The sequence below is a fragment of the Pseudomonas sp. KH_024_B2 genome (assembly GCF_057839965.1).
In genome coordinates this window covers 79,669-94,963 of record NZ_CM174502.1, presented here as the reverse complement: position 1 = coordinate 94,963, position 15,295 = coordinate 79,669, and the positions used below count along the sequence as shown (strand labels likewise).

The following is a 15,295-nucleotide window of genomic DNA, read 5'->3' as shown; positions in this document are numbered from 1 at the left end:
GCTACAGCACCCACAAGCGCACCATTACGGTGCAGATAGGTACAGTTGCCTCATTTATGAGCAGTACAGCACCCTTAAACAGTTAACTGGTCCCTCACAATACAGGTGAACTGTATCTAGAGAGACTTGCGCAAGAAGAGGATCATTGGCATCAGTTAAACCACTACCTAATCCCGCCATAAGCGGAAGGATGTCAACCATGGAACGTACACTCAGTTCCGACATGTTCTTCGAAGACAAAGCTGTAAACACCCAGGCTTCCATGCCTTTGCGCGTTATCGCTAACCTGATGCTGTGGCAGCGCCGCATCTCCAGCCGCCATCAATTGGCTCGCCTGGATTCGCGTCTGCTGGCTGATGCCGGGATTAGCGAAGCACAACGCTACGAAGAGCTGAGCAAGCCGTTCTGGCGCTAAGTTAGCGTCGCTGGCTCTGACCCACCGGGTCCACCGCCAGCAACCCGAATTGCACAAACAAAACCCGTCGCAGGTAACTGCGACGGGTTTTGTCGTTTCAGGGTCCTAAATCGAGACCTTACAGAAGGTCTATCGCCAGACAGGTACAGTTTGCTTTAATATCAAACTTAACCAGTACAGCTCAACACTGATGTACATCCAACAAAAACGTGGCGAACTCTGCAGTGCGCACGTCTGTCTGATACTCAAGGCGCTACGCAACTCACAGTGGCTGCCCGGTATTTTGCTCGGCTCCATTTTTATCTATTCACAGGAGTTACCCCATGTCCCGTCTTCGTCTGCTCAGCGCTGCAGCCCTGCTGATCATGGCCGCCAATGCCCATGCCTCCAGCTTTATCGTGACCACGGACGCTATCGTCGGTGGGCTCAAGTCCACCTCGGACGCCACGTCCGATCTGAGCTCTTCGCTGCGTGACGACAAGATCGTCCGTGAAGCCCGTGACGATGCCGCCAGCTTCGTCGCCACCGAAGGCGCCATTCGCGGCGTAAAACTGGAAAGTGCGTTTGATCACATTCGCCAGCAGACGCCGCAATTGAATGCGAGCGACGCACAGCTGGCACAAGCGATCCTGGCAATCTGATCGCAGCACGCAAGCGGGGCACGCCTGCCGTGCCCCAATCCTTCAATGCGGGCTAGCGATGAGCGCACTGGAATCCGTCCTGGCTTATCTGCGTCAAACCCAGCCAAAACTTCGTGCCAGCAACTTTGAACTGGCACCGGCAATTCTCGTCCAATAATTATCAATGTTTTCCGGAGTCGTTCCATGCGTACCCCACTGATTGCTGCCGCCCTTGGCCTGCTGCTGTTGGCCGACGTGACCCAGGCGCACACCCTGGTAGCCACCAGTAACGTCGTTATTAATGCCTTTCAGCGCTCGATCGATTTCACCTCGGATACCACCACGTCCATTCGCGACTCGAAAGTCGTGCGCGAGGCCCAGGACGATGCGGCCAGCTTCGTTGCCAGCCAAGGCAATATTCGCGGCGCGCAACTGGAAGCCGCCTTCGCCACCCTGCGTACCCGAGTGCCGGAAGCCCGCGATGCCAGTGATCAGGTTCTCGCCGAAGCCATCCTTGCACTGTGAGGTCGCTTGCCGCTTGGCTACTGGTTGGGGTTATGTTGCTACTGGGCAGCACGGCTCAGGCCGGCTTGCAATTACGACTCAAGACCGATGGCCTGAGCCCTGCCGAGCGACATGCCAGTCAAGCGCTGCTCGATGAGGCAATGCAGGCGCTGCCACCGCGCTTTATCGAGCAACTGGACCGCCGCATCGATGTCGGCTGGACCAGCGACATGCCAGGCAACGCTTATGGTCAGGCATCGCTGGTGGCCGAACTCGACCTCAATCGCAACCTGCTGGCCAGTCTCTCCGACGGCTCCGCCGCGACGAAAAAAACCCGCCGCCCTCACGGCACCGTGCGCCGGGAGTTGCTCGCCACGGTGCTGCACGAGCTGACCCACATCTATGATCGCTCGCGTCTATGGCCGGATGCCGAGCGCATGTTGATCCAGCGCTGCGCACGACAGAACGACAGCTCAGGACTGATCGGCATCCCGGACCAATGCCGTGGCCAGACGGCGCGGCGTTTTACCCTCAGTGATGACCCGCGCCTGCTGGATCTGGCCGGCTGGCCGCAGTACGTCGGACGCCGTGGCGAACGCGAGCAGCAAAACCGACAAATCGTCCGCAGCCCGGATATCTACGAGACCAGCAGTCCGAAAGAGTTCGTCGCGGTCAACATGGAGTACTTCCTCCTTGACCCAAGCTACGCCTGTCGTCGTCCCGCACTGTATAGCTACTACAAAGAACACTTCGGCTGGGCGCCCGCAGCCAGGGACACCTGCGCCAGGTCTTTTGCCTTCCTCAACGCCGGCAGTGACTTTGCCAAACAGCCGTTAGGGAAGGTCGATCCGGAACGGGTGTATGCCGTCGACTACCTGCTGGCCGAAGCCAACCAGAACTGGGTGAGTCGCTGGGGTCATAGCATGTTGCGGCTGGTGATCTGCGCACCTGGCCGCCCCCGCGGGCCCGACTGCCGTCTGGATCTGGATCAGCATCTGGTGCTGTCCTATCGCGCCTTTGTCGGCGACTTGCAGCTGTCGAGCTGGGATGGTCTGGTCGGGAAGTATCCGTCTCGACTATTCGTATTGCCGCTGGCGCAAGTCATCGACGAATACACCAAGACTGAACTGCGCAGCCTGGCCTCGGTGCCGCTCAAGCTGTCGCGCGGCGAGATCGAAGACGTGGTCGAGCACGCGGCCGAGATGCATTGGAGCTACGACGGCAACTATTTTTTCCTGTCCAACAACTGCGCAGTCGAAAGCCTCAAGTTGCTGCGCAGCGGCAGCAACAACCCGCAGCTGACGGGTCTGGACAGCATCATGCCCAACGGTTTGCTGGAAGTGCTCAAAGGCCGCGGGCTGGTGGACACCAGCGTGCTGGACGACCCGCGCGAGGCCTTGCGCCTGGGCTATCGCTTCGACTCGTTCCGCGATCGTTATCAGGCGATGTTCGAGGTGTTGAAGAAGCATCTGCCGATCAAACAGACCTCTGTCGAAGACTGGTTATCGCTGAGCGCAGCAGAACGTCGTCAATGGTTCGACCAGGCCGACCTGCGCACCAGCGCCGCTTTGCTGCTGCTGGAGCAGGCGAGTTTCCGCCAGCAATTGTTGCTGGCTCAGGATGAAGTCAAACAGCGTTACCTCGGTGCCCCCGATCTGAAAAGCGGCGGCATGGAAAAAGCCAACAGCACCTTGCAGCAGATCCTTGCCAATAGTGGCTTCCTCAGCCGCCCGGCCGAACTGCTTGGCAGCGGCGGTTATGGCTTGCCTCAGGCCAATGAGTGGCAGCGACTGGAATCCGAGAGCAGCCTGCGTCAGAAACAGTTGCAAGCCTTGAGCGGGGATCTGGACAAGGAGGTGCGGGCGTTGCTTAAGCCGGGTCGCGCTGCGGAAATTGCAGCGAATGAAGCCAACCTCAAGCAGGTAGGCGAGCATTTGCGGACATTGCACAAGGCGGCGGGTGGGCTCGAGCTGCCTTAAGATCAAAAGCTTCGCGGGCAAGTCGGCCTCATAGGCGACACACCTCTTACAAACTTTCCTCTGCCTCCTCCGGCAACTGCTCATCCAGATGCAGCCAGGGTAATCGGCTGTCGGTCCAGATATGCCGGTCAGCGGGTGCCAGCTCTGGATGGTCGAGCGTGGCGATGGTCACATCGATGCTGTCTGGGCTGAGCTGGGTGATCAGCGCCAACTGCGCGCCGCAGTTCGGGCAGAAATACCGCGTGCAGCTTTGCGACGAGTCGTACTGCGCCGGGGTACCGGACAACCATTGGAAAGCCGAACGGGGCAGGGTGATCCAGGTGGTCACCAGCCCGCCGCTGACTCGCCGACAAATCGAACAGTGGCAGTGAGCAATATTGCGTAGAGGTCCGCTGAATTGATAACGCAGCTTGCCGCAGTGGCAGCCGCCGGTGTGGACTTCGGCCATCTCGATCCCTCCTCAGCTGTTGACGGCGCCTTGAGTACGACGCTGTAAGCCCTACAGACATTTGAGAGACATCCTACAGATATCCAACAGACATCCGACAGACATCTCGTCAGTCGTTTCATCAGCGAAAGCTGGCTGAAAGCTTCCGCGATTAGGATCGCCCCCACTACCGGCAACAGACCGGTTGGCCAATGCAAGCGTTTCGACCTCTTGCGGCCCTATTAACAACAACAATGGTGATTCTGATGTTTGCTGCTATCCACCTGTTCGCTCCGACTCCCCCCGTACGTTTCGTGCTTCCCGTTCTGCGCTGACCTCATCGGTTCGCCATTCCCTAGCCGCGCTACGCCTGGAGTATTCCTATGCTGACTTTCCTTGGCTTTGCCATGGTCATCACGTTCATGTTCCTGATCATGACCAAGCGCCTGTCCGCGCTGATCGCATTGATCATCATCCCGATCCTGTTCGCACTGTTCGGTGGTTTCGCGCCGAAAATCGGCCCGATGATGCTCGAAGGCATCACCAAACTCGCCCCGACCGGGGTGATGCTGATGTTCGCCATTCTCTATTTCGCCTTGATGATCGACTCCGGCCTGTTCGACCCGGCGGTGCGCAAGATCCTCAAACTGGTCAAGGGCGACCCGCTGAAGGTCTCGGTCGGCACTGCGGTACTGGCGCTGATCGTGTCCATGGACGGTGACGGCGCCACCACCTACATGATCTGCGTGGCTGCCATGCTGCCGCTCTACAGCCGTATTGGCATGAGCCCGCGGGTCATGGCCGGTCTGATCATCCTCGCCGGTGGTGTAATGAACATGACCCCGTGGGGCGGCCCGACTGCACGCGCGGCCAGTGCCCTGCATGTCGACCCGTCGGACATCTTCGTTCCGATGATTCCAGCCATGTTCGCCGGCGTCCTGGCGATCCTGGCGATTGCCTATATGTACGGCAAACGCGAACGTGCGCGTCTGGGTGAGCTGCACCTGCAAGGTGACGAAATCGACCACAGCGAAATCAGCGTTTCGCAGTTCCCGGATGCCCGTCGCCCGAAACTGATCTGGTTCAACGGTGCACTGACGCTGGTGCTGATGGGCACACTGGTCGCCGGTCTGCTGCCACTGCCCGTGCTGTTCATGGTCGCCTTCAGTGTCGCCATGATCGTCAACTACCCGTGCCTGCAACAGCAGAAGGACCGTGTTGCGGCCCACGCCGGTAGCGTACTGGCGGTGGTCGGGCTGATTTTTGCTGCGGGTATCTTCACCGGTATTCTGTCCGGCACCGGCATGGTCGACGCGATGTCGAAAAGCCTGCTGGCAGTGATTCCAGAAGCGCTCGGTCCATACCTTGCCGTGATCACTGCGCTGGTGAGCATGCCGTTCACTTTCTTCATGTCCAACGATGCTTTTTATTACGGCGTGTTACCGGTTCTGGCCGAAGCTGCCAGCCACTACGGCATCACTGCCGTGGAAATGGCACGTGCCTCGATCGTCGGCCAGCCCGTCCACTTGCTGAGCCCTCTGGTACCATCGACCTACCTGTTGGTGGCACTGGCCGGGATCGAGTTTGGCGATCACCAGCGCTTCACCTTAAAGTGGGCAGTGCTGGTTTGCCTGTGCATAATGTTCGCCGCTTTGCTGATGGGGATTTTTCCACTGTTCAGCACTCTATAAGTTCAAGACCTGCCACGACGGATCCAGACTTCGATTTTCGAAGTTTGGCCCCTTCGCGGTTTAACACTCGCTCAAAGGAATACACATGGAATGGCTGACCAACCCGGAAATCTGGGTTGCCTTCTTCACGCTGACTGCCCTGGAGATCGTCCTGGGCATCGACAACATCATCATGATCTCGATCCTGGTCAGCCGTATGCCCAAGCATATGCAGGCACGTACGCGGATCTTCGGTCTGGCGCTGGCCATGATCACGCGGATTCTGTTGCTGCTGTCGATTACCTGGGTCATGCGTCTCACCACCGACCTGTTCGTGGTCCTCGAACAGGGTTTTTCCGGGCGCGACCTGATCCTGTTCTTCGGTGGTCTGTTCCTGCTGTGGAAAAGCTCCCAGGAGATGTACCACGCACTGGAAGGTGAAGACGAAACCGCCGACGAGCTGAACGGCAAGGGCGGCAATTTCCTCTACACCATCATCCAGATCGCGATCATCGACATCGTGTTCTCCCTGGACTCGGTGATTACCGCGGTCGGCATGGTTTCCCATGTACCGGTCATGGTTGCTGCAATCGTCGTCGCGGTGCTGGTGATGATGATGGCTTCCGGCACCATCAGCGAGTTCATCGACAAACACCCGTCGCTGAAAATGCTCGCGCTGTCGTTCCTGTTGATAGTCGGTACCGTTTTGATCGCCGAAGCCTTCGATGTGCACGTACCAAAAGGCTACGTCTACTTCGCCATGGCGTTCTCGTTGGCAGTGGAGGCCATCAACATCAAGATGCGCACTGCCATTGCGAAAAAGCGCAAACAACAGGAACCAGTGAAACTGCGCAAGGACATCCCGGGTCAATAACCTGAGAACGCGCGGTTAGAGAAGGGGCTTTCGAGCCCCTTTTTCACGTCTGCATAAAGCTGATTTCATGACAGTTTTGTTTCAATCGACTCTTTAGCTATGCGATGCTGGCGCCAAGCCCGTTAGCCAACTACAGCTTAAGTACAAGACGTAGAAGATCGCGAGGCACCGTCACAACTTGCCCCTTTGGGGCGCTGTTCACCACAGGGGGCCCTGTATGCTGACCCTGCTCAATCTGCTTTCCGCCGTGACCTTGTTGATTTGGGGCACGCACATCGTCCGAACCGGCATCCTGCGGGTCTACGGCTCGAATCTGCGCCATGTGATCAGCCAGAACGTGTCCAGGCGTCCGCTGGCCTTTGTCGCCGGGATTCTGGTGACCGCCACAGTCCAGAGCAGCAACGCCACGGCGATGCTGGTCACCTCGTTCGTGGGTCAAGGCCTGATGGCGCTGACGCCAGCGCTGGCAACCATGCTGGGGGCCGACGTCGGTACTGCGCTGATGGCGCGAGTGTTGACCCTGGACCTGTCCTGGTTGTCGCCGCTGCTGATCTTTCTCGGGGTGATTTTCTTTCTGTCGCGCAAACAGACCCGCGTCGGGCAACTCGGACGTGTCGGCATCGGTCTGGGGCTGATCATTCTCGCCCTGCAACTGATCGTCGAAGCCGCTGTGCCCATCACCCAGGCGCAAGGCGTGAAGGTGGTGTTTGCCTCATTGACCGGCGATATTTTGCTAGACGCCCTGGTCGGCGCGCTGTTCGCGATGATTTCCTATTCCAGCCTCGCGGCGGTCCTGCTCACCGCAACCCTGGCCAGCGCGGGGGTGATCAGCCTGCCGGTGGCCATCGGCCTGGTGATCGGCGCGAACATCGGCAGCGGTGTGCTGGCGTTCCTCAGTACCAGCATGCAGAACGCCGCCGGCCGACAGGTCGCGCTGGGCAGCCTGCTGTACAAACTGATTGGCTTGTTGCTGATCATCCCGGTGCTCGATCCGCTGGTGAAGTGGATGGACTCCCTGGATTACGGTCCGCAAGGCCTGGTGATCGGCTTTCATCTGCTCTACAACACCGTCCGGTGCCTGTTGCTGCTGCCCAGCGTTGGGCCAATGGCACGCATTTGCGCCTGGTTGCTACCTGAACGCCCGGAAATCAACGGGCTGGCCCGGCCGCGCCACCTGGACGCGACCGCTCTGGTCACACCGAGCCTGGCGCTGGCCAACGCGGTGCGGGAAACCCTGCGTATGGGTGACCTGATCGACAATATGCTTGAAGCGATGCTCGATGTGCTGCGCGGCAAACAAACCGCCGTCACTCAGGAAGTACGCCGTTTGAGCGATGACGTTGAGGCGCTCTACAGCGCGATCAAACTCTATCTGGCGCAGATACCCCGCGAAGACCTCAGTGAACAGGACAGCCATCGCTGGGCCGAGATCATCGAGTTGGCGATCAACCTGAAACTCGCCGCAGATTTGATCGAACGCATGCTGCGCAAGGTTCAGCAGCAGAAAACCTCGCAACGTCGCTCCTTCTCCGAAGTGGGTCTGGAAGAGCTGGCGGGCTTGCACAGCCAATTGATCGCCAACCTGCGCCTGGGCCTGTCGGTGTTCCTCAGTGCCGACCCGGAAAGCGCCCGGCAATTACTGCGCGAGAAACGTCGCTTCCGCGCTCAGGAACGGCGCCTGGCCCATGCCCACGTCAGCCGCCTGCAACGCAAGATCGTGCAAAGTATCGAGACCAGTTCACTGCATCTGGAGTTGATCGCCGATATGAAGCGCCTGAATTCACTATTCTGCAGCAGCGCCTATGCAGTGCTGGAAACCTCCGACACCGGAGCGTTGGTGGTGGACGAAACTGCTGACACCACACATTCGCCTTGAACGTCTGGCGCTGGTTGTAGGAGCGAGCTTGCTCGCGATGGACGTTAACGATAACGCGTGTTTTCTGAATATACGCGTTGCCCATGAGTCCATCGCGAGCAAGCTCGCTCCTACAGGGCGCAATGTTCGCTTAACTTACCGGCATTAGGACAAGCGCCCTCGCCACACTGGCGCACCAACGGTATGGTGTCGAAGATTTTTCCTACTAAGACTGCGAACTACCGAATGCCAAACTGCACTCTTTACATACAGCGCTTCCTGGAATTGATGAAGCGCTATCCAGGGGTGATTGCGCTCGGCGGTTTTGTCTCCGGGGTCGGCAGTTTCATGCTGGTCGATCGTCAGCAAAGTCTGGCGACATGGATCGCGACCATCATGCTGGTGAGTTGGATCTGGCTGATGCTGGAAAACAGCCTGACCCAACTCTTCACCAAGGTCTTCAAACGCGAGATTCCGCAGCCTTTACTGCGTTACGCGACGCAGATGATCCATCAGGAAAGCCTGTTTTTCGTCCTGCCGTTCTTCTTTATCACCACCACCTGGAACAGCGGGCAACTGCTCTTCACCGGCTTGCTCGGCGCTGCGGCGCTGGTCTCGATCATCGACCCGCTGTATTACAAATGGCTGGCGCCACGGCGCTGGTTGTTTCTGGCGCTGCACACCCTGACCTTGTTTGCCGTGTTGCTGACGGCGCTGCCCGTCATCCTGCACCTGACCACCGCGCAAAGCTTCAAGCTGGCGCTGGGCATCGCCATGCTGCTGTCTTTCCCCAGCCTGGCGTCGAGCTTTCCGATTCGCAACTGGCGCGGCGGGCTGATTTTGCTGGGAGTGACGCTGGCCATCGGTGGCGCCGGTTGGCTACTGCGCTCCTGGGTTCCACCGGCGACCCTGTGGATGACCGAGGTGGCGATCAGCACTGAACTCCAGGACAGAACCCCCGGCGACAGTCTTGAGCAAGTCAGCGCCAGCCAGGTACGCAGCAGCGGTCTGTACGCCTTCACCGCGATCAACGCGCCACGGGGGCTGGAAGAACGGATCTATCACGTCTGGAAACTCAACGGTAAAGAGGTCGACCGCATCGCTCTGGATATCCACGGCGGGCGCAAGGAAGGCTACCGGGCCTGGACCCACAAACAGAACTTCCCGGACAATCCGGTTGGCCGCTGGCAAGTTCGCGTGCTGACCGAGGACGGTCAGGTGATCGGCGTGCTGCGCTTCAAAGTGACCGACTCAGGTCAAAACGTCGAGATGCCGAGCGAGGGGTAGCAGCAGGCGGAGCCTGCGTCCGGCTTGTAGCAGCTGCCGAAGGCTGCTAGGGGACCTGTGCGCCGGCTGCACCAAAGAACCAGTAACAAACCAGAATCGCTGCCACCACACCCGCAAGCTCGGCCAGCAGCGCGCAACCCACCGCATGGCGGGCGCGTTGAATGCCGACGGAACCAAAGTACACCGCCAGTACATAGAAGGTGGTTTCGGTACTGCCCTGAATGACTGCTGCCGCCAGCGCCGGGAAGCTGTCCACGCCCTTGGTCTGCATGGTTTCGATCAGCATTGCCCTCGCGGCGCTACCGGAGAAGGGTTTGACCAGCGCCGTCGGCAACGCGTCGACGAAACGGGTGTCCCAACCAGCCCAGGCCACCAGATGACGAATCCCCTCCAGACCGAAATCCAGCGCCCCGGACGCCCGCAATACGCCTACCGCACAAAGCATCGCCACCAGATATGGCAGCAGATTTTTGGCAACATCGAAACCCTCTTTGGCACCTTCGATGAACGCCTCATAAACCTTGACCTTCCTTAGCGCGCCAATCACCAGAAACAACATGATCAAGCCAAACAGCGTCAGGTTGCCAAGAATCGACGAGAGGCTGGCCAGCGCGGTGGCGGAAAGCGTCGCCAGCAAGGCCATGAAACTGCCCAGTATCAGCGCGCCCGGAATCAGATAGGCCAGGACCACCGGGTCCCACAGCCGCAGACGCTGCATGAATGCCACCGACAGCAGCCCCATCAGGGTCGAGGCGCTGGTGGCCAGCAGGATCGGCAGGAATACCAGTGTCGGATCAGGGGCGCCTTGCTGGGCGCGATACATGAAGATCGTTACAGGTAGCAGGGTCAGCGACGAAGCGTTCAGCACCAGAAACAGAATCTGCGCGTTACTCGCCGTGGTCGCGCTGGGATTGAGGTCCTGCAAGGCGCGCATGGCCTTCAGGCCGATGGGAGTGGCCGCGTTATCCAGCCCCAGGCCATTGGCAGCGAAGTTCAGGGTGATCAAACCAATGGCCGGGTGACCGGCGGGTACTTCCGGCATCAGGCGCAAGAACAGCGGACCGAGAGCCTTGGCCAGCCAGTCGACGATCCCGGCCTTTTCGGCAATCCGCAGAAAGCCCAGCCAGAGGGTCAGGGTGCCGAACAGCAGAACCATCACCTCCACCGACAACTTGGCCATGCCGAAGATACTTTCCACCATCGCCGAGAAGATCCCGGCATTGCCGCCAATCAACCACTGTGCCAGTGCCGAAACGGCAGCCACGATGAAGAAGCTTAGCCATAGGCCATTGAGCATCAGTTAAATCCCCCAAAAGATGCGGCGAATGATAGCTGTCAGTTGCCAGAAACAACAAACCCCGGTTTCCCGGGGTTCGTTGCAAGAGGTCTGAAGGACCTTAGCTGTTAGAGATCTCGCCGGCTGGCAGCGGCTCTTTGCTGCGCCAGTGCGGCAGGGAGTTCCAGTAGCGCTCGCCTTTGGCGTCGTCGTACATGCCTTCCCAACGGGAGATGACCAGCACGGCGAGGGCGTTGCCGATTACGTTCAGCGCGGTACGGGCCATATCCATGATGCGGTCGACACCAGCGATGAACGCCAGGCCTTCCAGTGGGATACCCACACTGCCCAGAGTCGCCAACAACACCACGAAGGACACACCCGGCACACCGGCAATACCTTTGGAGGTGACCATCAGGGTCAGCACCAGCAGCAATTGCTGGCTGATGGACAGATCGATGCCATACAGCTGCGCGATGAAGATCGCCGCGATACTTTGATACAGGGTCGAGCCGTCAAGGTTGAAGGAGTAACCGGTCGGCACCACAAAGCTGCAAATGGCTTTCGGCGCGCCGTAGGCTTCCATCTTCTCGATCACTCGCGGCAGCACGGTCTCGGAGCTTGCGGTGGAGTAGGCGAGCACCAGCTCATCCTTGAAGATGCGCATCAGCTTGATCACCGAGAAGCCGAACAGGCGGGCGATCAGACCCAGTACCACGAAGGCGAAGAACGCGACCGCCACATAAACCAGGATCACCAGCTTGGCCAGCGGCAGCAGGGAGGCAAAGCCGAAGTTGGCGACGGTCACAGCGATCAGTGCGAAAACGCCGATCGGGGCGTAGTTCATGATCATGTGAGTGACCTTGAACATGCTTTCCGATACGCCCTGGAACATCTTCACCAGCGGCTCACGCAAATCGGACTGCAGGCTCGACAAGCCAAGGCCGAACAACACCGAGAAGAAGATGATCGGCAGCATCTCGCCACGCGCCATGGCGGCAAAGATGTTCGACGGGATCAGGTTGAGGATGGTCTGGATGAACGCGTGCTCATGCTGGACCTCAGCGGCAGTCGCCTGGTACTTGGAAATATCCACAGTACCCAGGCCGCTCATATCGATCCCGGTACCGGGCTGGAATACGTTCGCCAGTACCAAGCCGACCAGAATCGCGATGGTGGTGACCACTTCGAAGTAAAGGATGGTCTTGAGACCAATGCGCCCGAGTTTTTTCGCGTCACCGACACCGGCAATACCGACGATCAGCGAGGAAATCACAATCGGGATCACGATCATCTTGATCAGACGGATAAAGATATCGCCCGCCGGTTGCAGGACGTTGCTGATCCACCAGGCTTTTTCGGCACTGAAATGGTTGAGCAGCGCACCAATTGCAATCCCCAGCACCAGACCGATGAGGATCTGCCAGGCGAGGCTAAGCTTTGCCTTCTTCATATCATTACCCTTTCTTATAAGTGGACTCGGGAAGATGCGCAAACTGGAACGCTCAAGTGCGGAAAAGTCTGTGCATCTGCCCCCGGATAAAGTCACCGCGAGCGAGCAATCACGGCTCTCTGGCAGGCGGAAAAAGGCGCAACTATTCCGATGCAAGAGGGGCGCGTCTAATGCCATAAACGCCTACCCTATGCCGAATCGGCATGAACTCTCTCAAACAAAACCATCGTCCCAACCGGTTCGAATACGACATTCAGGAAGCCATAAGCGCCACGAGCCGGCCATTACAGGGGATATGCGGGATTTATAAGCAGCAGGAGTACCGGCAAAAAAATAGGAAATAACCTACAAAGAAAATCGAAAGCAGAACCCGAATCAGAGCCAGGTTTCTCGATATACGGTCGCGACGAAACACCGCGAAACGGTTGAGAAAGACAAATAGAGAGATTTTTCAGAAGGTGAGGAACCAGCGGATAGCTCTAGGACGAGCATATTCAAGCACGCCGCAAGCCCGCCAAGTCCTCAACGACTAGCGAGCTTGCGGTACGGCTTTCTCCTGACCCGGCCCTTGCGCAGGCAAAGTAGAACTCAGCGTCTTTAACCAGACGCTCATATTCATCCTCGGCCGCGACGGCCGAAGAAGAAGGACGCAATGAACATCACCAGGAACACGACAAAGAGAATCTTGGCGATACCCGTGGCGGTGCCCGCGATACCACCGAAGCCCAATACTGCAGCCACAATGGCAATAATCAAGAATGTGATTGCCCAGCTCAACATGGTGATTCTCCTTACGCTTCCACTAGAGGCGTTGCTTGTATTGCGATTCCGGCGCAGCTACCCGCGCCAGGTCTTTGCGCCTAAAACACCAAGCGCTCTTGAGGAACGAACTCAGTCAATGGCTGTGCCTGGTCGACATCCATCATGTGCATCGTGGCGGAGTCAGCAGACTGACTGCTGACCGCGCTGAAATGGGTCTGCGTCATGTGATGAATCGGCACGGGGGGTGTCACTTCCTGCCGGCTCTGCTCCCAGCGCTGAAATTGCTGACCCACAATAAGCGTGACCAGCAGCGCCAGACTCGCAACCAGCCCTTGCTGCAGATGCAGAGGTGAAATATGCAACTGGGCGAGACGTTGGCGATTCATCCTGAAGCTCCTCCACACGGGTGGTTGTTCGGAAGAAGGCGCGTCTTCAGCAGCGCCTTGGTTACTCAGACCATTGCAGCCTGCATGCCAGCGTTAACTCACAGATAACTTAAATAAAATCAATAACTTATAAATGCATCGAGAATGCTTTCGAACGCATCTTGCACGATGGCTTCCAAGGCTTCGTGCGTAATGCACGATCAATGTGCAGGAAACTGAAAGCTTTTGGAGTCAGAAGTGATCTGTGGATGTCAGAAGGAGGAAGCAAGGGCCGATGGGTGCTCAGATATTTTTAAAAAACCAATATAAATCAGCCTATTAGTTATCTACAAAATAGAGAGCTAACCTGCACCCAGTGGAATCAATCAGAATCGACCATGCAACTTGCCCGATCTTTCCGATACTAAATAAAATCATTCATTAAAGGAGCGCCGGGAAATGGAATCAGCCACGGAACATCAAGGCCGTATTCTTCTGGTGGATGATGAATCCGCCATCCTCCGCACCTTCCGTTACTGTCTGGAAGACGAAGGCTATACCGTAGCCACCGCCAACAGCGCGGCCCAGGCCGATGCTTTATTACAACGCCAGGTATTCGACCTGTGTTTCCTCGACCTGCGGTTGGGCGAAGACAATGGCCTCGACGTACTGGCCCAGATGCGTATCCAGGCTCCGTGGATGCGTGTGGTGATCGTCACCGCCCACTCGGCCGTGGATACCGCCGTCGATGCGATTCAGGCCGGTGCCGCGGACTACCTGGTCAAGCCCTGCAGCCCCGATCAACTGCGCCTCGCCACTGCCAAACAACTGGAAGTGCGTCAGCTCTCGGCGCGCCTGGAAGCGCTCGAAGGGGAAATGCGCAAACCCAGAGACGGCCTGGACTCTCACAGCCCGGCAATGAAAGTGGTGCTGGAAACCGCACGACAGGTAGCTGGTACCGATGCCAATATTCTGATTCTCGGTGAGTCCGGCACCGGTAAAGGCGAACTGTCCCTGGCTATTCATGGCTGGAGCAAGCGCGCGAAGAAATCCTGCATCACCATCAACTGTCCATCGCTGAGCGCCGAGCTGATGGAAAGCGAGATGTTCGGCCACAGCCGTGGAGCCTTTACCGGCGCCAGTGAAAGCACCCTCGGACGGGTCAATCAGGCCGACGGCGGGACGCTGTTCCTCGATGAAATCGGCGACTTCCCGCTGGCCTTGCAACCCAAATTGTTGCGCTTCATTCAGGACAAGGAATACGAGCGCGTCGGCGACCCGGTGACCCGTCGCGCTGACGTACGCATCCTCGCCGCGACCAACCTCAATCTCGAAGACATGGTCCGCGACGGCCGTTTCCGTGAGGACCTGTTATACCGGCTGAATGTCATCACTTTGCACCTGCCTCCGCTGCGCGAGCGCAGTGAAGACATTCTGACCCTGGCCGATCGCTTTCTGGCCCGCTTCGTCAAGGAATACGCGCGTCCGGCGCGCGGCTTCAGCGATCAAGCGCGCGAGGCCCTGCTCAACTATCGCTGGCCGGGCAACATCCGCGAACTGCGCAATGTGGTCGAACGCGCGAGCATCATTTGCCCTCAAGAGCGGGTAGAAATCAGCCATCTGGGCATGGCCGAACAACCGACCAACAATGCTCCGCGGATTGGTGCGGCGTTGAGTCTGGACGAACTGGAGAAAGCCCACATCGGCGCAGTACTGGCCACTAGCGACACCCTTGATCAGGCCGCCAAAACCCTCGGCATTGATGCTTCGACGCTGTACCGAAAACGCAAACAGTACAATTTATGAGC

Annotated in this window: 14 protein-coding genes; 9 read left to right on the top strand and 5 right to left on the bottom strand. The window is 58.2% G+C overall.

The window, feature by feature from the left end; genetic code table 11:
* Positions 1-262: 262 nt before the first annotated feature.
* The 4 genes from AC3I0A_RS00475 to AC3I0A_RS00460 all read left to right on the top strand — a co-directional run bounded on the left by AC3I0A_RS00475 (position 263) and on the right by AC3I0A_RS00460 (position 3,518).
* Positions 263-415: a DUF1127 domain-containing protein gene (locus tag AC3I0A_RS00475; protein ID WP_370694728.1), complete on the top strand. Its 153-nt coding sequence runs from the start codon at positions 263-265 to the stop codon at positions 413-415.
* A 323-nt stretch (positions 416-738) separates the two neighbouring features.
* Positions 739-1,056: a DUF2388 domain-containing protein gene (locus AC3I0A_RS00470; protein ID WP_489375666.1), complete on the top strand. Its 318-nt coding sequence runs from the start codon at positions 739-741 to the stop codon at positions 1,054-1,056.
* Between the two features lie 183 nt (positions 1,057-1,239).
* The gene (locus AC3I0A_RS00465; protein WP_489375665.1) at positions 1,240-1,560 is read left to right on the top strand and encodes a DUF2388 domain-containing protein; all 321 of its coding nucleotides are present in this window, start codon (positions 1,240-1,242) and stop codon (positions 1,558-1,560) included.
* Positions 1,557-3,518: a DUF7844 domain-containing protein gene (locus AC3I0A_RS00460; RefSeq protein WP_489375664.1), complete on the top strand. Its 1,962-nt coding sequence runs from the start codon at positions 1,557-1,559 to the stop codon at positions 3,516-3,518. The genes AC3I0A_RS00465 and AC3I0A_RS00460 overlap by 4 nt, the downstream gene beginning before the upstream one ends.
* 46 nt (positions 3,519-3,564) lie before the next feature.
* On the opposite strand, the gene AC3I0A_RS00455 is transcribed toward AC3I0A_RS00460, so the two are convergent.
* Positions 3,565-3,966: a GFA family protein gene (locus AC3I0A_RS00455; protein ID WP_489375663.1), complete on the bottom strand. Its 402-nt coding sequence runs from the start codon at positions 3,964-3,966 to the stop codon at positions 3,565-3,567.
* A 362-nt stretch (positions 3,967-4,328) separates the two neighbouring features.
* On the opposite strand from AC3I0A_RS00455, the gene AC3I0A_RS00450 reads away from it, so the two are divergent.
* From AC3I0A_RS00450 to AC3I0A_RS00435, 4 genes are all read left to right on the top strand, one after another.
* The gene (locus tag AC3I0A_RS00450; RefSeq protein WP_489375662.1) at positions 4,329-5,636 is read left to right on the top strand and encodes a CitMHS family transporter; all 1,308 of its coding nucleotides are present in this window, start codon (positions 4,329-4,331) and stop codon (positions 5,634-5,636) included.
* Between the two features lie 85 nt (positions 5,637-5,721).
* Positions 5,722-6,489, top strand: coding sequence for a TerC family protein (locus AC3I0A_RS00445; protein ID WP_489375660.1), 768 nt, complete (start codon positions 5,722-5,724; stop codon positions 6,487-6,489).
* A 217-nt stretch (positions 6,490-6,706) separates the two neighbouring features.
* Positions 6,707-8,365 carry a Na/Pi cotransporter family protein gene (locus AC3I0A_RS00440; protein WP_489375658.1) on the top strand — a complete coding sequence of 553 codons (1,659 nt, stop codon included), beginning with the start codon at positions 6,707-6,709 and terminating at the stop codon, positions 8,363-8,365.
* Between the two features lie 225 nt (positions 8,366-8,590).
* A complete protein-coding gene (locus AC3I0A_RS00435; RefSeq protein WP_489375657.1) occupies positions 8,591-9,631 on the top strand; it encodes a DUF5924 family protein in 1,041 nt (346 codons plus the stop codon).
* A gap of 46 nt (positions 9,632-9,677) precedes the next feature.
* Here the strand turns inward: AC3I0A_RS00435 and AC3I0A_RS00430 are convergent, their stop codons facing one another.
* From AC3I0A_RS00430 to AC3I0A_RS00415, 4 genes are all read right to left on the bottom strand, one after another.
* Complete coding sequence (locus tag AC3I0A_RS00430; RefSeq protein ID WP_489375656.1) at positions 9,678-10,928, bottom strand: nucleoside recognition domain-containing protein; 1,251 nt, start codon at positions 10,926-10,928, stop codon at positions 9,678-9,680.
* Positions 10,929-11,028: 100 nt separating this feature from the next.
* Entirely contained in the window at positions 11,029-12,360 is a 1,332-nt protein-coding gene (gene gltP, locus AC3I0A_RS00425; protein ID WP_489375655.1) for a glutamate/aspartate:proton symporter GltP, read from the bottom strand.
* 615 nt (positions 12,361-12,975) lie between these two features.
* Entirely contained in the window at positions 12,976-13,140 is a 165-nt protein-coding gene (locus tag AC3I0A_RS00420; protein ID WP_003170804.1) for a DUF1328 domain-containing protein, read from the bottom strand.
* A gap of 80 nt (positions 13,141-13,220) precedes the next feature.
* Complete coding sequence (locus AC3I0A_RS00415) at positions 13,221-13,508, bottom strand: hypothetical protein (RefSeq protein ID WP_489375654.1); 288 nt, start codon at positions 13,506-13,508, stop codon at positions 13,221-13,223.
* A gap of 438 nt (positions 13,509-13,946) precedes the next feature.
* On the opposite strand from AC3I0A_RS00415, the gene algB reads away from it, so the two are divergent.
* The gene (gene algB, locus AC3I0A_RS00410) at positions 13,947-15,293 is read left to right on the top strand and encodes a sigma-54-dependent response regulator transcription factor AlgB (RefSeq protein ID WP_489375653.1); all 1,347 of its coding nucleotides are present in this window, start codon (positions 13,947-13,949) and stop codon (positions 15,291-15,293) included.
* Positions 15,294-15,295: the final 2 nt, after the last annotated feature.

What these genes read in the sequence shown, in the direction of transcription:
- AC3I0A_RS00475 (WP_370694728.1), top strand. Translation starts at nt 263, where the DNA reads ATGCCTTTGCGCGTTATCGCTAACCTGATGCTGTGGCAGCGCCGCATC.
- AC3I0A_RS00470 (WP_489375666.1), top strand. Translation starts at nt 739, where the DNA reads ATGTCCCGTCTTCGTCTGCTCAGCGCTGCAGCCCTGCTGATCATGGCC.
- AC3I0A_RS00465 (WP_489375665.1), top strand. Translation starts at nt 1,240, where the DNA reads ATGCGTACCCCACTGATTGCTGCCGCCCTTGGCCTGCTGCTGTTGGCC.
- AC3I0A_RS00455 (WP_489375663.1), bottom strand. Translation starts at nt 3,966, where the DNA reads ATGGCCGAAGTCCACACCGGCGGCTGCCACTGCGGCAAGCTGCGTTAT.
- AC3I0A_RS00450 (WP_489375662.1), top strand. Translation starts at nt 4,329, where the DNA reads ATGCTGACTTTCCTTGGCTTTGCCATGGTCATCACGTTCATGTTCCTG.
- AC3I0A_RS00445 (WP_489375660.1), top strand. Translation starts at nt 5,722, where the DNA reads ATGGAATGGCTGACCAACCCGGAAATCTGGGTTGCCTTCTTCACGCTG.
- AC3I0A_RS00440 (WP_489375658.1), top strand. Translation starts at nt 6,707, where the DNA reads ATGCTGACCCTGCTCAATCTGCTTTCCGCCGTGACCTTGTTGATTTGG.
- AC3I0A_RS00435 (WP_489375657.1), top strand. Translation starts at nt 8,591, where the DNA reads ATGCCAAACTGCACTCTTTACATACAGCGCTTCCTGGAATTGATGAAG.
- AC3I0A_RS00430 (WP_489375656.1), bottom strand. Translation starts at nt 10,928, where the DNA reads ATGCTCAATGGCCTATGGCTAAGCTTCTTCATCGTGGCTGCCGTTTCG.
- gltP (WP_489375655.1), bottom strand. Translation starts at nt 12,360, where the DNA reads ATGAAGAAGGCAAAGCTTAGCCTCGCCTGGCAGATCCTCATCGGTCTG.
- AC3I0A_RS00420 (WP_003170804.1), bottom strand. Translation starts at nt 13,140, where the DNA reads ATGTTGAGCTGGGCAATCACATTCTTGATTATTGCCATTGTGGCTGCA.
- AC3I0A_RS00415 (WP_489375654.1), bottom strand. Translation starts at nt 13,508, where the DNA reads ATGAATCGCCAACGTCTCGCCCAGTTGCATATTTCACCTCTGCATCTG.
- algB (WP_489375653.1), top strand. Translation starts at nt 13,947, where the DNA reads ATGGAATCAGCCACGGAACATCAAGGCCGTATTCTTCTGGTGGATGAT.